Consider the following 12775-nt stretch of genomic DNA (forward strand, 5'->3'; position numbering starts at 1 on the left):
AATTTAATTGCAAAAAGAGTCAATAGGGAAAGCCCAATCGGAAAGATTGAGCTTACCTATTTTCATCTTCCTTACCGGTTCCAGTTCTTGAACCCGTCCCCAAATTCGAGATGAAGCGTGTTCCGGAACGTACCGTCTTTGAACTTCGGTACGTCAACGGGCAGTTTTCCTTGTGGTTTCACTTCACCAAAGATGGCACGGATTCCTGCCGGTAAATTTGGTCCGGCTGATTTCGTGTTCCCGGCTTCCGAGTCCGGACCGTTTGGATCTCCCTTGAAGCCGTAGACAAGCAGTTGCGCTTTTGCGTCCGTTTGTACGGCGACATCATACGGATTCCGAAGACTGAGCAGGACGGACGGTGTGTTGGTCCGCTTCGCCTGACGGAACACTTCCGCCGGTACATAGTGATCCGCTGACGTCGCTTTCAGCTTGTCACTGTTGTTGACGTTTGAGCCGACGATGATGTAGTCCGCAGCTGCGACCTTTTCTTGCAGATTCGGATTTTGCTCCAGGTGCGGCGTCGATGCCGTATAATTTTCCGTCAATATGTTCACGTGTTTCAGGTTGTCGGCGTTTTTCTCAAGCGACCGGATTGTCTTGACCATACTGTCCGTCTGATCTTTTGCCGGTGACAAGACAAGGATCGTCTCCCTTTTTTTCGGTTTGAACGGCAATGTTTTCTTGTCATTTTTAACGAGCGTGACCGCCGCTTCCGTCATTTTCCGTTCAAGTGCCTTATGTTCTGGACTGCCGACGACTGTTTTCGCTCGCGCCAGCTTTTCATCGAGCGTGACCGGAATGTCCGTTTCATTCCAAATGCCGCGTGTTGCTTTTAACGTCAAAATCCGCGAGACAGACTGATCGATATCCGCTTCCGACAGTTCACCGCTTTCGACAGCTTCAATGACGTCGTCAAAAATCGTCTCGAGTTTCGTCACGTCTTGTGCCGATCGGAGAATCGTCGGCATCAAGGCGATATCGACGCCAGCTTTAAACGTCTTGATGACGGCTTCCGACTCCGTGAAGTTGTCGGCAATCGCCTGCATGTTCAAGGCATCGGTGATGACAAGTCCCTGATACCCGAGCTCTTCCCGCAAGACGCCGGTGATGACGTCATCCGATAACGTCGCCGGTAACGGGAACGTGCCTTGTGTCGATTCGACGACCTCATCCTCGATTTGCGGCATCCCGATATGTCCCGTCATGACCATATCGATTCCTTCGGCAATTGCCCGTTTAAAGGGAACAAGTTCCAGTTGTTTCAACTCTTGTAATGATTTATCGACGACCGGCAAGCCGTAATGCGAATCCACTGCCGTATCTCCGTGTCCCGGGAAGTGTTTTGCCGTCGCAGCGACACCCTGCTCCTGAATGCCTTGTGTCATCGCCGAACCGAGTTTCCCGACCAGCTGCGGATCACTTGAAAATGACCGGACGCCGATGACCGGATTCCCGGGATTGTTGTTGACGTCTAGGACCGGACCAAAGTTGACGTTGATTCCAAGTGCCTTCAACTCGGACCCGATGATGCCACCTGCCGCTTCCGCGTAGGATGCACTCCGGGTTGCGCCAAGTGCCATGTTGCCCGGTAAATTCGTTCCCGTTCCAAGTCGTGTCACGATGCCGCCTTCCTGGTCAATCGTCACGAACAACGGGAGATCATTGCTTGTATCCTGCTTGACGACCTCCTGCAAGTCATGAACCAGTTTCGTCGTCTGCTCCGTCTCACTGACGTTTTCCGCAAATAAGATGACGCCCCCTAAGTCAAACCGGTCGATGACCCGTCCGACTTCCGGTGCCAGCTTCGTATGATTGGCCCCGTCCCATAACCGGAAATCCGGCATGATCATTTGTCCGATCTTCTGCTCAAGTGTCATCTGATCCAGTTGTGTGTCGACCCGTTCCGTAACGGATGGTGTCATTTCAGCATCGACCGGTTGCATTGGCAGTGACGCGGCGAGTAGCGCCGTCGTCAATCCGAGTGTTGCTGTCCAGTTGAGTTTCTGTCCCATATGCTCAGCTCCCCTTTTGTTTTGACCCCTGCTTGAACTGCTTCTACATCCACTGTTTGGCGTTTTTCCAACCATTGTTGATACTTTCCCCTGCGTTCACCGTTAGTATAGCAACCACTCCATAAAGAAACAATGTTTTATTTGAAAGCGTAAACATATTGAAATAAAATTTCTTTTAAAGAATTAAAAAAACTACCTCGTAAAAGGTAGCATAATGTAGAAAAATTTAATTTGAACCTACAATTTCAGTAACAATATGTGATAGCCGATCTTTAAATTCTTCGATGTCATAAACATGATTAATTTTGTGTCTTACATTAGGTTCATCACGGAAAGTAATATATTTGTTAGTCAGAGAATTTAGATGAAGACGACACACCCATTTTCGGTTACTGTCATCAATTAAAATATTGAAATAGCTCGCATTATCACGATAAAAAATTCGGTTTTTATCTATTGTTGTACCGAGTAAAACTTTCACTGTTGCGTAGCCTTCAATTTCTTCTTGCGTGGTTTCAAAGGATGGCTGTGAAGGAACATCAATGACTGGTTCATCTATCAATTCTTCAGTTTGTACGTCTTGTACAGAAGTTGACGGCGTTGTTGATGAATCCGGTTCACCTGAAATTACATGCTTGATTCGCTCATTCATGTTTTCATTTATGAACTGGTTAAAGGCCTTAGAAACAATAGGTCTAAATTTATCGACCACCGTTTGCGTTTTCATTCCTTGATAACATTCTTGAATCAATAATCTGATAAATTCATCACTTGGTGATTGGGACATTAACTTCAATTGTTCTTTTATAGCACTTAAATATTTAAGTTCTTCTGCTGTTGAAAGAATGGTATTTACATTAAATTCTTGCTTTTTAAATTTGTATAATTCTTTAATCTCGTTATCTTTAATACTTGATAACGTAATTTCAAAAAACGGAACGGTGTCCATTACATTCGGAATCTCTAAGTCTGTATAAAATCTATACGTGTCTCCATTTGTTAAAATAGCAAATTTGGCTTTTGTAGTGCCATAGTACCTGAACAACTGTGAATCGTGTTTCGTCAGCGGTTCGCGGATGGATTTAGCTTCAATCAGAATAGTGGGTTGTCCTTGATCCATAATCGCATAATCCACTTTTTCCCCTTTTTTAATACCGACATCTGCAATATATTCAGGAGTAAATTCAGCTGGATTGAACACATCATAACCTAATGTTTGAAAGAACGGCATGATTAAAGCAGTTTTGGTTGCTTCTTCAGTAGAAATCGAGTGCTGTAGTTGCTGAATTCTTTGTGAAACTGTACGAATGTCCGACGAGAACTTTTCCAATTGAAAAACCTCCTGTTTTATCTTTTACTATATGTGTATTTATATGAAATAATTGTTAATTTATATTATATATCCTTTTGTTTAATATATCCAAACAATTATTTAGTTAATAAATTATCCAGTAATATTATTAATAATTTTTTACTAGGTAACCATTCTCTTTTTCTTTCACAGTCAACTATATGAACGTTAATTTCATAGAAGAATTTGCATAGGTTCAGCTATAAATTTATTTATAGATAGACCTATTTTTATTAATTTGTTTTTACATCAACTACGCGCTATTCTAATCACGTAGCGAATCACTGAACACATCCAAGGAGGAAATAAACATGAGTAAACACGTATTAATGGTCGTCACAAACGCCAGCGAAATGAAAGAAGGACATGCAACAGGCATTTGGTTATCCGAGTTCGGCGAAGCCTATGTCGCGTTCCAAAAAGAAGGCTATACGATTACGGTCGCCAGTCCAAACGGTGGACTTTCGCCAATCGACGCCCGCAGCCTCGAAGACGAAGTACCGGCAGACATTCAAGCCACGGCGCCGCTGCTTGAAAACACAATCGATCTGAAATCGATCAGCGACTTCAGCGCGTTTGATGCCATCTTCATGCCGGGTGGTCACGGTACGATGTTCGACTTGCCACACAGCGACGCCTTGAACCATGCACTGCGGACGTTGTTTGAAGCGGGCAAAACCGTTGCTGCCGTCTGCCACGGACCAGCTGGACTCGTCAGTGCGACACTGACAGACGGAACACCACTCGTCGCCGGTAAAACGATCGCAACGTTCACGGATGAAGAGGAACGCGCGACAGGACTCGACATCTACATGCCGTTCCTGCTTGAGACACGTCTCCGTGAACTTGGTGCGAACATCATCGTCGCTGATAACTTCACAGAAAACGTCCAAGTCGACGGAAATCTTGTAACAGGTCAAAACCCACAATCTACGGTTGCCGTCGCAAATGCCGTCATCAAAACGCTTAACTAATCTACAAGAGACCCGTCTATATTTAGGCGGGTCTCGCTTATGAAAGGAGATAAAATCGATGATCATTCTCATCGCTCAGATTCAGATCAAGCCGGGTCAAAGTGACGCTTTTCTTAATGCCGTTAAAGCAGCTATCGCTCCGTCCCGCGCAGAAGCCGGTTGTCTGCAGTATACCTTCCACCGCGAAGCCGATGCATCAGACCACTTCGTCTTTTACGAACAGTGGCAGAATCAGACCGCCTTTGATGCGCATATCGCCTCTGATCATTATCAAACGTACCGGACACAGACCGCAGAGTTGGTTCTTGACCGGAAACTGACTTTCTTGGACGAAATCCTCTAATTTAGATAAGAACTTAATACCTTTTCTAAAAAAAGTAGGATCCGCAATTGGATCCTACTTTTTGTGTTGCAGGGCGGCTAAAATATCGAGCATCAACGGATCATGCCGCGACTCCGTCCGGTACGCCATGTAGATATGGTTCGTCGCAAAACGCTCCGGTGCGATGACTTGAATCGTTTCGTCTTTGAGCGCTTGACGAATCAAATAATCCGGCAACACACTGACACCATGCGATGAAGCGACGGCTTTTAATATGGCATCGACGTTCGGCAACACCATCTCCGGTCGAATGTCCGGCCGTTCCCCAAACTGTGTCTGGTAATACCGCCGGATGATCGGCAGTTCAAGCCCGTAACTGATCCACGGCTGACGATCCATCCAACCCTTCAAATCATCGTCCGGTTGCTCCCATACGTGAGGGGCGACGAGGAAAAAGGTTTCGTCAGCAATCGGAACATACTGAATACCCGGTTCCTCGATCCGTTTCGTCGAGATGACAAAATCGAGTTCACCTATTGCGAGCCGCTTCAGCAATTGGTCGGTCAAGCCGAAATCGCCGATGTACTGGGCGAGATCAAGCGGCAGGACCGGAATCACTTCGTGGGTGATGAATTCGGTCGGTCCACCGAACTTCAACAGCGGACGCACCTGTTCACCTGCGACATATTTCATTTCGAGTGACAGTTCTTCCAAGCGGTCAATCAAACCGACGACTTGCGTATACAGCTCCTTGCCGGCATCCGTCGGAACCATCTGCCGCGGGGCGCGAATGAACAACGAGCTTTGCAATTCCGCCTCGAGGGCCGCGATATGTTGGCTGACGGCGGGTTGCGTCAAAAACCGGATCCGTGCGGCCGCTGAGACCGAACGTTGTTGGTACACATGGATGAAGCTCCGGTACCATTCAAAATCTATCATTGTCTTCGCTCCTTTTCCTGCGATACTTTAAGTATAAGGAGCCGTCAGGCATTAGACAAATAACATTTCAAGCAGACATCCATAAGAATATTTATAGTCGGAAAGGATTGATCCATATGAAAAAATTCAGAGGCAAACGCCGCTACTTCCGAAATCTTCAAAAAGAACAACAACTCAGCGCCCATCCGCTCGATTTCAGTCCCGACAGTTGGTTCGATTTTTGGCACGTCCATCTTGATTTTGACGGACACGGAAACGGTCACCTTAAAATGCGGAAAGCACATGTCCAGGCACTGTTTCATCTGATGGATGAGTTAAACACCGCCCTTCAAACGTGGGGTCAACCGTACCAGCTCTGGATCGAACTGTCCCGGCTCGATGCAGGACTAGACGCCGTTTTTATCCATACAAACAATCCGAACGACGATAATTTTCCGTTTACCGATTTAACTTTAACGGAACCGACCGAAAGATTACCGGACTATTTGCAAACCATCAAGGGTTTGGAGCAATACCAAATCCGGTTGTCCGAACGAATCACATATGATGCGTTCGACGACGAACCGGAAGAAATCACGGATTACATTCTCGTCATCGAACGACGAGGGATTCGTTACCCTCTTTAACCACGTACATACGGACGGTCCAACCGTCCGTCGACAGCGACTGCCCTTTAGATTCTTTTGAAAATCATTTTGGAACCGGTAAGGAATACAATCAGAAGTACGCCGCCGAATATCAGATTGATCAGCCAAGGCAACGTTCCCATCAAGACTTCTCTTGCCGCACCATTAAACCAGTAAGTTAGAGCCGCGAACAACACCACGCTCATCAGCAGGATAAACGAAAAGCCGCTGTCCTGCTTCTGCGTTTTCTTGGCAATCCCGTAACCGATGAGAAAAACACCCACTGCCCCAATTGCAAAATAAATGTAAAACCATGCATCGACCGACAGCATAACCCGACTACCTCCCTCTTAAAAAATGAATTTCCTTAATAAGGAATACACCATTTTACCCCCTAATCCCTTTCGCCTGATCATATAAACCGATCATCCCGTCAATCGCCCGCACCATCCGGTCCTGCATCTCGATTCGATCCAAGACGACGAGTCCTTCCGTGATGACAAACAACAAGGCAGCAAGTTGCGGACCGTTCTCGTCCGGCGCCGGAGCATAGACGCGGTCAATCCATTGTTCAAACGATTTTCCGATTTCCTGCATCACCGTCACGTACGGCTCTTTGTTGCCCGTTGCCAGATGAGTGACTTCAAACCACAGATTCAAATACGGTTTGATGCGCTGGTCTTTGATCGCTTCACGGATGAACAGTAAAAAATCCCGGAAACCTAAACGTAAGGCCAGGTTTTCGTTTAATAGATCCATCAATTCTTCACTGATTGCTGTCAGTACCCGTGTCTCGATGTCACTTTTATCTTTAAAATAATGCATCAGCATCCGGTCACTCGTCGCTGCGGCGTCCGCCATTTTTCTCAGGCTCGCTCCGCTGATTCCGTGATGTAAGACATATTCAGCGATTTTTGCTGTATACGCTTGCCGCTTCAATTCAAATTTGTCCATGTTCTTCCCCCACCTTCCCTTCTATGATACAACATCTTTCACTATTGACGCTTTATGTAGCAGATGCTACATTTTAATTGTAGTAGTCACTACATTTTAAAGGAGGATTATTCATGAACAACCATGTGACGCCATCTTTTGTTGATGTCATCCCCAAGCCGGTTCTGTTGATCATCACCATCGCGTTTGGTATTCTCACCGCTTATTCCGTCAGTCAGTTTGGTTTAATCGGTATTTTTTCAGAAGGCCTACAAAACGCCGCGACATTACAGATTTTCGTCGATTTGATTCTCTGCGCGCTCTTTATCATCGTTTGGCTCCGACATGATACGAAACAAACAGGACGCAGTTTCATTTTCTGGACGGTGGTGACACTCGCGATCGGCGCCTTTGGTCCATTGCTGTATCTCCTGACACGGAAATCACCGGCGACAGTCCGTTAATCGGGTTAACATCCTTTTGAAAAAGCTTGGTCAGCCAGGCTTTTTTTGGTGCCTTCGTTAATTTAACGGAACGATTAAGAATTCGTTAAGAAACAGCGGCGGCGGTTGGAAAGAACTCCTCTGTAGAGTAAAGGACAGAGCCAGATACATCTATTTAAAGGAGTTTTCATCATGAAAAAAGCAGTCTTCAACACAATCGTTCAATTAAACGCACGGCCCGTCGTCGCCCGGTCGCTAAAGAAGTTCGCCATGAGCCGCTGGAGCCGCCCGTTGATCAAACCGTTCATCCGTACGTATGACATCCGACTCGAGGAAGCATTATTGCCGTTGCCCGCCTTCCACTCGCTTCATGACTTTTTTGTCCGTGAATTGAAAGCGGAGGCCCGTCCTGTCGCGGTCGAAGACGACGCCTTCGTCAGCCCTTGTGATGCCGTGCTGTCGGTCGTGCCGGACTTGACACCTGAAAGTCGGTTTGTCGTCAAAGGACAACATTACACGGTTGCGGAACTGATCGGTTCAAAGCAACAGGCGGACACCTACGCCAACGGGGTCGCTCTGATTTTTTATCTCAGTCCGAAAGATTATCACCGCGTCCATACACCGGTCAGCGGAGAAATCGAGACCAGCTATACTCTCGGCAAAGAGTCCGTTCCTGTGAACACGTACGGATTAACCCATTTCAAGCGACCACTGACCCGGAATTACCGCCGCGTCACCCGGATCCGCTCCGGGAAACAGACCTTTGAACATGTCATGGTCGGCGCTTTGAACGTCAATACGATTGTCGAAACACATAAGACGTCCTCCCTTGAACAGGGAGAGGAATTCGGCTATTTCTCGTTCGGCTCCACCGTCATCTTGATTTGTCCGGCCGACGCACTGGCACTGAAACAAAACGTCGAGGGATTTGTCCGGATGGGACAATCACTCGGCCAATGGAACGGGTCGGAGTGATGTTGAAGGAATCGAATCGATGACCGCTTCCATAAACGCATGGGCGATGGGTGAGACCCATTTCTTTTTCTTGATCAGAATATGCGAATAAATCGGTTCGAACGCCTCGTCTTGCTTGATGATTTTCAGACTGCCGTTCTCCAGCTCCTCCTGGACCGTGATATACGGTAACACGGCGAACCCAAGACCGCTCATGACCATTTTCTTGATGGCACCGATACTCCATAACTCCATCGTCTGAAAAGAAAGCAGATTTTGTTTGGTCAGGTGTTGCTCAAACATCGTCCGGTAACTGCATCCTTGTTCATTGGTGATATACACATGGTCCGACTGCTTTTTTTGGATGTCCTTAAACTGTTCAGGTGCGTCCGGAGCACCGACCATCACGATTTTTTCTTCGGTCAAAACATGATGGAGACATTTTTCGACTGCCATGGCAGGAAACAGCATCAAGGCCACGTCGACCCGTCCATTCAAAAGTTCCTCCTGGTTTTCGCCGCACGTCCCGTTCGTCAAAATCAGTTTGACATCGGGATGATGTTGCGAAAATCGTTTGATGACGGGACCGAGGCGGGAGATCGTCAAGGATTCCGGAGCGGCTACGCGCAACGTTCCGTGCAATCCGTCCGTTTTTTGCATGTTTTTAATCTTGTCATGAGTCGCAAGCAGGTCTTCCGCTAACGGAATCAGTTCTTTTCCTAAGGCGGTCAGCTGTAATTTTCGATTGAAGTGCGTGAACACTTCACCCCCGACACTTTGTTCCAGCGTTTGCATATGGGAGGTAATCGTCGACTGCGTGTACCCCAGTTCAGCAGCTGCTGCCGTGTAACTGCCGGTTTCAATGATTTTCAAAAACGTGGCAAGATGCCTGATCTCCATTCGATTGAACACTCCTTTCGTTCATCCATCGAAATAAATGATGGTTCCATTTTTTATTTCAATTTTATTAATCTATAGGTTCATCATACAATAATGAAAAATAGAGTGATAGCGATCAAAGGAGAATTTTCATGAACGTAGCAGCATTTTTGTCATATGTCATCATCACGTCCATCACCCCCGGTCCGAGCAACCTGCTCATGATGAACGAAGCACGTCATTTCGGATTCGTCGGTGCGTGGAAATTCAACGGCGGCATCCTGACCGGTTTCGCCTTTCTCGGACTGCTGAGTGCCGGGTTCACAGCAGGTTTGGATCAATTGTTGCCGATGCTGGAACCGTATTTGCAGCTGGCGGGTGTGGCGTATTTACTGTATCTCGCGTGGAAAATCGGTTTTCCGAAACCGACCAGCGGTAAAACGATCGATGTGCAGGCAACGTTTTTATCCGGTTTTATCTTTCAGATGATCAACGTCAAAAGCATCTTATTTTTTCTGACGGTCCTGTCGACCTTCATTCTGCCGCACAGCGGTTCGGCTGTGCAAACGATGGTCTATCTGGGATATACGATTCTGTTGGGATGGGCGGCTCTTTTATTATGGTCGGCTTTCGGTTCTCTGTTCAGCCGCTTCTTCACGCGGTATGACCGCCTTTTCCGATTCACGATGTCCGCCTTACTGGTCTACTCGGCTGTGACAATCTTTTAATTAAACGGACGGATGCTCCTGTCAGATGAGCATCCGCCCGTTTTTTGTTATGGTGGATATGGGAATATCAGGATAAAAGGAGTGGTTCGAGCATGGCGATTCGTTGGAAAGAAGAAACCATCGTATTTGAAACCTTTCGTGAGGCAGACGTCTGGGCCGATGCACTCGCAAACGAAATCTACGGTCGCACGATTAACGGGTACTGTACACCAGACCATAAGATTGCCTGTGCCCTGACCTTTTATTTGGCACATGTGCCGGAATTCCGGGTTCAAACGGCAGAAATACCATTTGAAGATCTCACCTATTATCAAGTATGGGTAGAGATCGTTGAACCCCAGGCGTAAGGAAAGGAGGACATCATGAGCGATCCCGTTGAACGATTACCGTTCTACTTAAAACGCTTTCCGTTTTTTGTAATTTCCTATATCGTTGCTCCTTTGGCCTCCTTGTTGCTGTTGATCCACTGGAAGTCGCTCCGTCCTCAAACGCGGGACGTACGGCTGATTGTCTCCTCCTTGTTCCTGTTGTTGTTCCTCGTCGATTTTTTCCCGAGAGGATGGTACCAAAATGCGATGCTCGCATTTGCCATCACCGTCGGACTGTTCATCACTTTCATCGGACTTGAAGGGAAACAATCAAAACATGACAAATAGTACGGACCATTGCACTGTCCGTCATTCCGATAGAAAAAGACCCCATCCAAATGATGAGGTCTTTTTCTTTTTTTAGTTGATTCAAGAAGACACGACTTCCTCGCCCGTCAAATCGATATGTCCTTCGCCCCAGGCGCACATCGCGTCTAAGATTGGGCGCAACGACCAACCGTAGTCGGATAAGGAATAGATGACTTTCGGTGGGACTTGTTCGTAGACGGTCCGGATGATGACACCGTCCTGTTCGAGTTCGCGCAGTTGTTGTGTCAACATTTTTTGCGTGATGTTCGGCATCAGCTTTTTCAACTCACTCGTCCGGCGTTCGCCTTTGATGAGATGACACATGATGACGACTTTCCATTTGCCTCCGATGACTTGCAGGGTCGCTTCGACCGGAATATTGTAGGCCATGCTGATTCTTCCTTTCGATTCTTGAAGTACAGCGGGACAGGTACTTTTTAGTGCCTATCGCACTTGAAAGTGCGTACTTCTCAAGTGAATTTGATGGGTTTATGATAACAACTGTCAGCGGAAAGTACAAGTCGCCTTCGTCCATTGCTTCATCCGACGGGGGTAAGGTACTTTTTAGTGCCTATGGTACTTGAAAGTACGTACTTCCGTAAATCGTTTTCCCGCTCTATGATGGGATCACGCAGAAACGTTCCCTCATCATTCAATGCGCACCGGGCCCGGTCGTTTGGGAAGACTTCCGTCATTTACTTTTATCATCCATCTCACTTTAGGAGGAATCATCATGAATCAATTAAACCCGCGTGCTGAACAGGAACAGGTCCCGCAAAACGGTCGCCTCGCCCTGCTCGCACTTGCTATTAGCGCCTTCGGAATCGGAACAACGGAATTTGTCCCGGTCGGCTTACTCGCAGCCATCGCCGGCGACTTAAACATCGGCATCACTCTGGCCGGTCTGATCATCTCCGGTTATGCCATCGGTGTCGCTGTCGGGGCTCCGATTTTGACTGCTTTGACGAACCGGATGAACCGGAAAACGTTGCTCATGGCGTTGATGGTCGTCTTTATCGCCGGGAACCTTGTCTCAGCAATTGCCCCGAGCTTCGAACTGTTGATTGTCGCCCGCTTTATCACCGCCTTCTCACATGGTGTCTTCTTCTCGATCGGCGCAACAATCGCCGTTCAGCTCGTACCGGCGGATAAAAAAGCCAGTGCCATCGCTTTGATGTTCACCGGACTGACGGTCGCAACCGTCACGGGTGTCCCGCTCGGCACGTTCATCGGTCAAGCATTCGGCTGGCGCGCGACGTTCTTCGCCGTTGCCGCATTAGGTCTTGTCTCGATCATCGCCAGTTTTTTCTTGATTCCAAAAGACTTGAAACAATCTCCACCGGCGAAGTTTTCCGACATGTTTAAACTGTTGACGAACGGACGCTTGATGCTCGGTTTCCTGATTACGGCACTAGGTTACGGCGGGACATTCGTCGCCTTCACCTACTTGACGCCGATCATGCAGGACGTCACAAAAATCAGCCCAAGCCTGATCAGCATCATCCTGCTCGTGTACGGTATTGCCGTCGCGATCGGCAACGCAGTCGGCGGAAAACTCGCCAACGGCAACCCGATCAAAGCGTTGTTTTATATGTTCATTCTCCACGCCATCGTCATGATTGCCTTGTCGTTCATGATTCCGTTTAAAGTTGCCGGGATCATCGGAATCATCTTGATGGGGTTGCTCGCCTTCATGAATGTCCCGGGACTCCAGCTTTATATCGTCCAGTTGGCGGAAAAATATGTCCCGGCCGCCGTTGATGTCGCGTCCGCGTTAAACATCTCCGCCTTTAACATCGGGATTGCACTTGGTGCAACGATCGGCGGACTCGTCGCCGACACGATCGGTCTTGTCCACACGCCGTGGGTCGGTGGCATCATGGTCATTCTGGCCGTCATTTTGACTGCAGTCTCCCGTCGTCTCGAACACCAGTAAG

At 47.7% G+C, this 12775-nt stretch carries 16 protein-coding genes; 9 read left to right on the forward strand and 7 right to left on the reverse strand.

Translation table 11 applies throughout. From position 1 onward, the window contains the following. Positions 1 to 71: 71 nt before the first annotated feature. Together P397_RS0110130 and P397_RS0110135 are read right to left on the reverse strand one after the other, a co-directional pair. On the reverse strand, positions 72 to 2012 hold the full coding sequence (locus P397_RS0110130) for a glycoside hydrolase family 3 protein (RefSeq protein ID WP_028106447.1): 1941 nt from the start codon (positions 2010 to 2012) through the stop codon (positions 72 to 74). A gap of 226 nt (positions 2013 to 2238) precedes the next feature. Then, complete coding sequence (locus P397_RS0110135; protein WP_026833171.1) at positions 2239 to 3342, reverse strand: type I restriction endonuclease; 1104 nt, start codon at positions 3340 to 3342, stop codon at positions 2239 to 2241. Positions 3343 to 3674: 332 nt separating this feature from the next. Here P397_RS0110135 and P397_RS0110140 point away from each other — a divergent pair, with 332 nt between their 5' ends. Together P397_RS0110140 and P397_RS0110145 are read left to right on the forward strand one after the other, a co-directional pair. After that, positions 3675 to 4337, forward strand: a complete 663-nt coding sequence (locus P397_RS0110140) for a type 1 glutamine amidotransferase domain-containing protein (RefSeq protein WP_028106448.1) — start codon at positions 3675 to 3677, stop codon at positions 4335 to 4337. 58 nt (positions 4338 to 4395) lie between these two features. Beyond that, on the forward strand, positions 4396 to 4680 hold the full coding sequence (locus tag P397_RS0110145; RefSeq protein WP_028106449.1) for a putative quinol monooxygenase: 285 nt from the start codon (positions 4396 to 4398) through the stop codon (positions 4678 to 4680). Positions 4681 to 4734: 54 nt separating this feature from the next. On the opposite strand, the gene P397_RS0110150 is transcribed toward P397_RS0110145, so the two are convergent. Continuing rightward, complete coding sequence (locus P397_RS0110150; protein WP_028106450.1) at positions 4735 to 5598, reverse strand: LysR family transcriptional regulator; 864 nt, start codon at positions 5596 to 5598, stop codon at positions 4735 to 4737. A gap of 116 nt (positions 5599 to 5714) precedes the next feature. Here P397_RS0110150 and P397_RS0110155 point away from each other — a divergent pair, with 116 nt between their 5' ends. After that, a complete protein-coding gene (locus P397_RS0110155) occupies positions 5715 to 6224 on the forward strand; it encodes a hypothetical protein (RefSeq protein ID WP_028106451.1) in 510 nt (169 codons plus the stop codon). Positions 6225 to 6271: 47 nt separating this feature from the next. On the opposite strand, the gene P397_RS0110160 is transcribed toward P397_RS0110155, so the two are convergent. Then, entirely contained in the window at positions 6272 to 6556 is a 285-nt protein-coding gene (locus P397_RS0110160) for a hypothetical protein (RefSeq protein WP_028106452.1), read from the reverse strand. 55 nt (positions 6557 to 6611) lie between these two features. Next, positions 6612 to 7178 carry a TetR/AcrR family transcriptional regulator gene (locus tag P397_RS0110165; RefSeq protein WP_028106453.1) on the reverse strand — a complete coding sequence of 189 codons (567 nt, stop codon included), beginning with the start codon at positions 7176 to 7178 and terminating at the stop codon, positions 6612 to 6614. A gap of 113 nt (positions 7179 to 7291) precedes the next feature. Between P397_RS0110165 and P397_RS0110170 the strand changes: the two genes are divergently transcribed. Together P397_RS0110170 and P397_RS0110175 are read left to right on the forward strand one after the other, a co-directional pair. Next, positions 7292 to 7621 (forward strand): hypothetical protein, encoded by a 330-nt coding sequence (locus P397_RS0110170; protein WP_051523975.1) that lies wholly within the window; start codon positions 7292 to 7294, stop codon positions 7619 to 7621. A 171-nt stretch (positions 7622 to 7792) separates the two neighbouring features. Next, positions 7793 to 8575, forward strand: a complete 783-nt coding sequence (locus P397_RS0110175; protein WP_028106455.1) for a phosphatidylserine decarboxylase — start codon at positions 7793 to 7795, stop codon at positions 8573 to 8575. Here the strand turns inward: P397_RS0110175 and P397_RS17300 are convergent. Continuing rightward, positions 8546 to 9454: a LysR family transcriptional regulator gene (locus P397_RS17300; protein ID WP_051523979.1), complete on the reverse strand. Its 909-nt coding sequence runs from the start codon at positions 9452 to 9454 to the stop codon at positions 8546 to 8548. The two genes, P397_RS0110175 and P397_RS17300, sit on opposite strands and share 30 nt — an antisense overlap. A 131-nt stretch (positions 9455 to 9585) precedes the next feature. On the opposite strand from P397_RS17300, the gene P397_RS0110185 reads away from it, so the two are divergent. The 3 genes from P397_RS0110185 (at position 9586) to P397_RS0110195 (ending at position 10817) form a co-directional block, all read left to right on the forward strand. Further along, positions 9586 to 10161: a LysE family transporter gene (locus P397_RS0110185; RefSeq protein WP_028106456.1), complete on the forward strand. Its 576-nt coding sequence runs from the start codon at positions 9586 to 9588 to the stop codon at positions 10159 to 10161. A 92-nt stretch (positions 10162 to 10253) separates the two neighbouring features. Beyond that, positions 10254 to 10508, forward strand: a complete 255-nt coding sequence (locus tag P397_RS0110190; protein WP_081776973.1) for a hypothetical protein — start codon at positions 10254 to 10256, stop codon at positions 10506 to 10508. 15 nt (positions 10509 to 10523) lie between these two features. Continuing rightward, complete coding sequence (locus tag P397_RS0110195) at positions 10524 to 10817, forward strand: hypothetical protein (RefSeq protein ID WP_028106458.1); 294 nt, start codon at positions 10524 to 10526, stop codon at positions 10815 to 10817. A gap of 81 nt (positions 10818 to 10898) precedes the next feature. Here P397_RS0110195 and P397_RS0110200 read toward each other — a convergent pair whose 3' ends face one another. Further along, positions 10899 to 11228, reverse strand: coding sequence for a winged helix-turn-helix transcriptional regulator (locus P397_RS0110200; RefSeq protein WP_012370213.1), 330 nt, complete (start codon positions 11226 to 11228; stop codon positions 10899 to 10901). Between the two features lie 343 nt (positions 11229 to 11571). Between P397_RS0110200 and P397_RS0110205 the strand changes: the two genes are divergently transcribed. Beyond that, a complete protein-coding gene (locus P397_RS0110205) occupies positions 11572 to 12774 on the forward strand; it encodes an MFS transporter (protein ID WP_028106459.1) in 1203 nt (400 codons plus the stop codon). Position 12775 lies beyond the last annotated feature (1 nt).

Origin of the sequence: Exiguobacterium undae DSM 14481 (assembly GCF_000620805.1) — a bacterium.
GTDB lineage: Bacteria > Bacillota > Bacilli > Exiguobacteriales > Exiguobacteriaceae > Exiguobacterium_A > Exiguobacterium_A undae.

Bases quoted from the DNA above. Each gene is read 5' to 3' on its own strand.
- P397_RS0110130 (WP_028106447.1), bottom strand. From the start codon at position 2,012: ATGGGACAGAAACTCAACTGGACAGCAACACTCGGATTGACGACGGCG.
- P397_RS0110140 (WP_028106448.1), top strand. From the start codon at position 3,675: ATGAGTAAACACGTATTAATGGTCGTCACAAACGCCAGCGAAATGAAA.
- P397_RS0110145 (WP_028106449.1), top strand. From the start codon at position 4,396: ATGATCATTCTCATCGCTCAGATTCAGATCAAGCCGGGTCAAAGTGAC.
- P397_RS0110150 (WP_028106450.1), bottom strand. From the start codon at position 5,598: ATGATAGATTTTGAATGGTACCGGAGCTTCATCCATGTGTACCAACAA.
- P397_RS0110155 (WP_028106451.1), top strand. From the start codon at position 5,715: ATGAAAAAATTCAGAGGCAAACGCCGCTACTTCCGAAATCTTCAAAAA.
- P397_RS0110160 (WP_028106452.1), bottom strand. From the start codon at position 6,556: ATGCTGTCGGTCGATGCATGGTTTTACATTTATTTTGCAATTGGGGCA.
- P397_RS0110165 (WP_028106453.1), bottom strand. From the start codon at position 7,178: ATGGACAAATTTGAATTGAAGCGGCAAGCGTATACAGCAAAAATCGCT.
- P397_RS0110170 (WP_051523975.1), top strand. From the start codon at position 7,292: ATGAACAACCATGTGACGCCATCTTTTGTTGATGTCATCCCCAAGCCG.
- P397_RS0110175 (WP_028106455.1), top strand. From the start codon at position 7,793: ATGAAAAAAGCAGTCTTCAACACAATCGTTCAATTAAACGCACGGCCC.
- P397_RS17300 (WP_051523979.1), bottom strand. From the start codon at position 9,454: ATGGAGATCAGGCATCTTGCCACGTTTTTGAAAATCATTGAAACCGGC.
- P397_RS0110185 (WP_028106456.1), top strand. From the start codon at position 9,586: ATGAACGTAGCAGCATTTTTGTCATATGTCATCATCACGTCCATCACC.
- P397_RS0110190 (WP_081776973.1), top strand. From the start codon at position 10,254: ATGGCGATTCGTTGGAAAGAAGAAACCATCGTATTTGAAACCTTTCGT.
- P397_RS0110195 (WP_028106458.1), top strand. From the start codon at position 10,524: ATGAGCGATCCCGTTGAACGATTACCGTTCTACTTAAAACGCTTTCCG.
- P397_RS0110200 (WP_012370213.1), bottom strand. From the start codon at position 11,228: ATGGCCTACAATATTCCGGTCGAAGCGACCCTGCAAGTCATCGGAGGC.
- P397_RS0110205 (WP_028106459.1), top strand. From the start codon at position 11,572: ATGAATCAATTAAACCCGCGTGCTGAACAGGAACAGGTCCCGCAAAAC.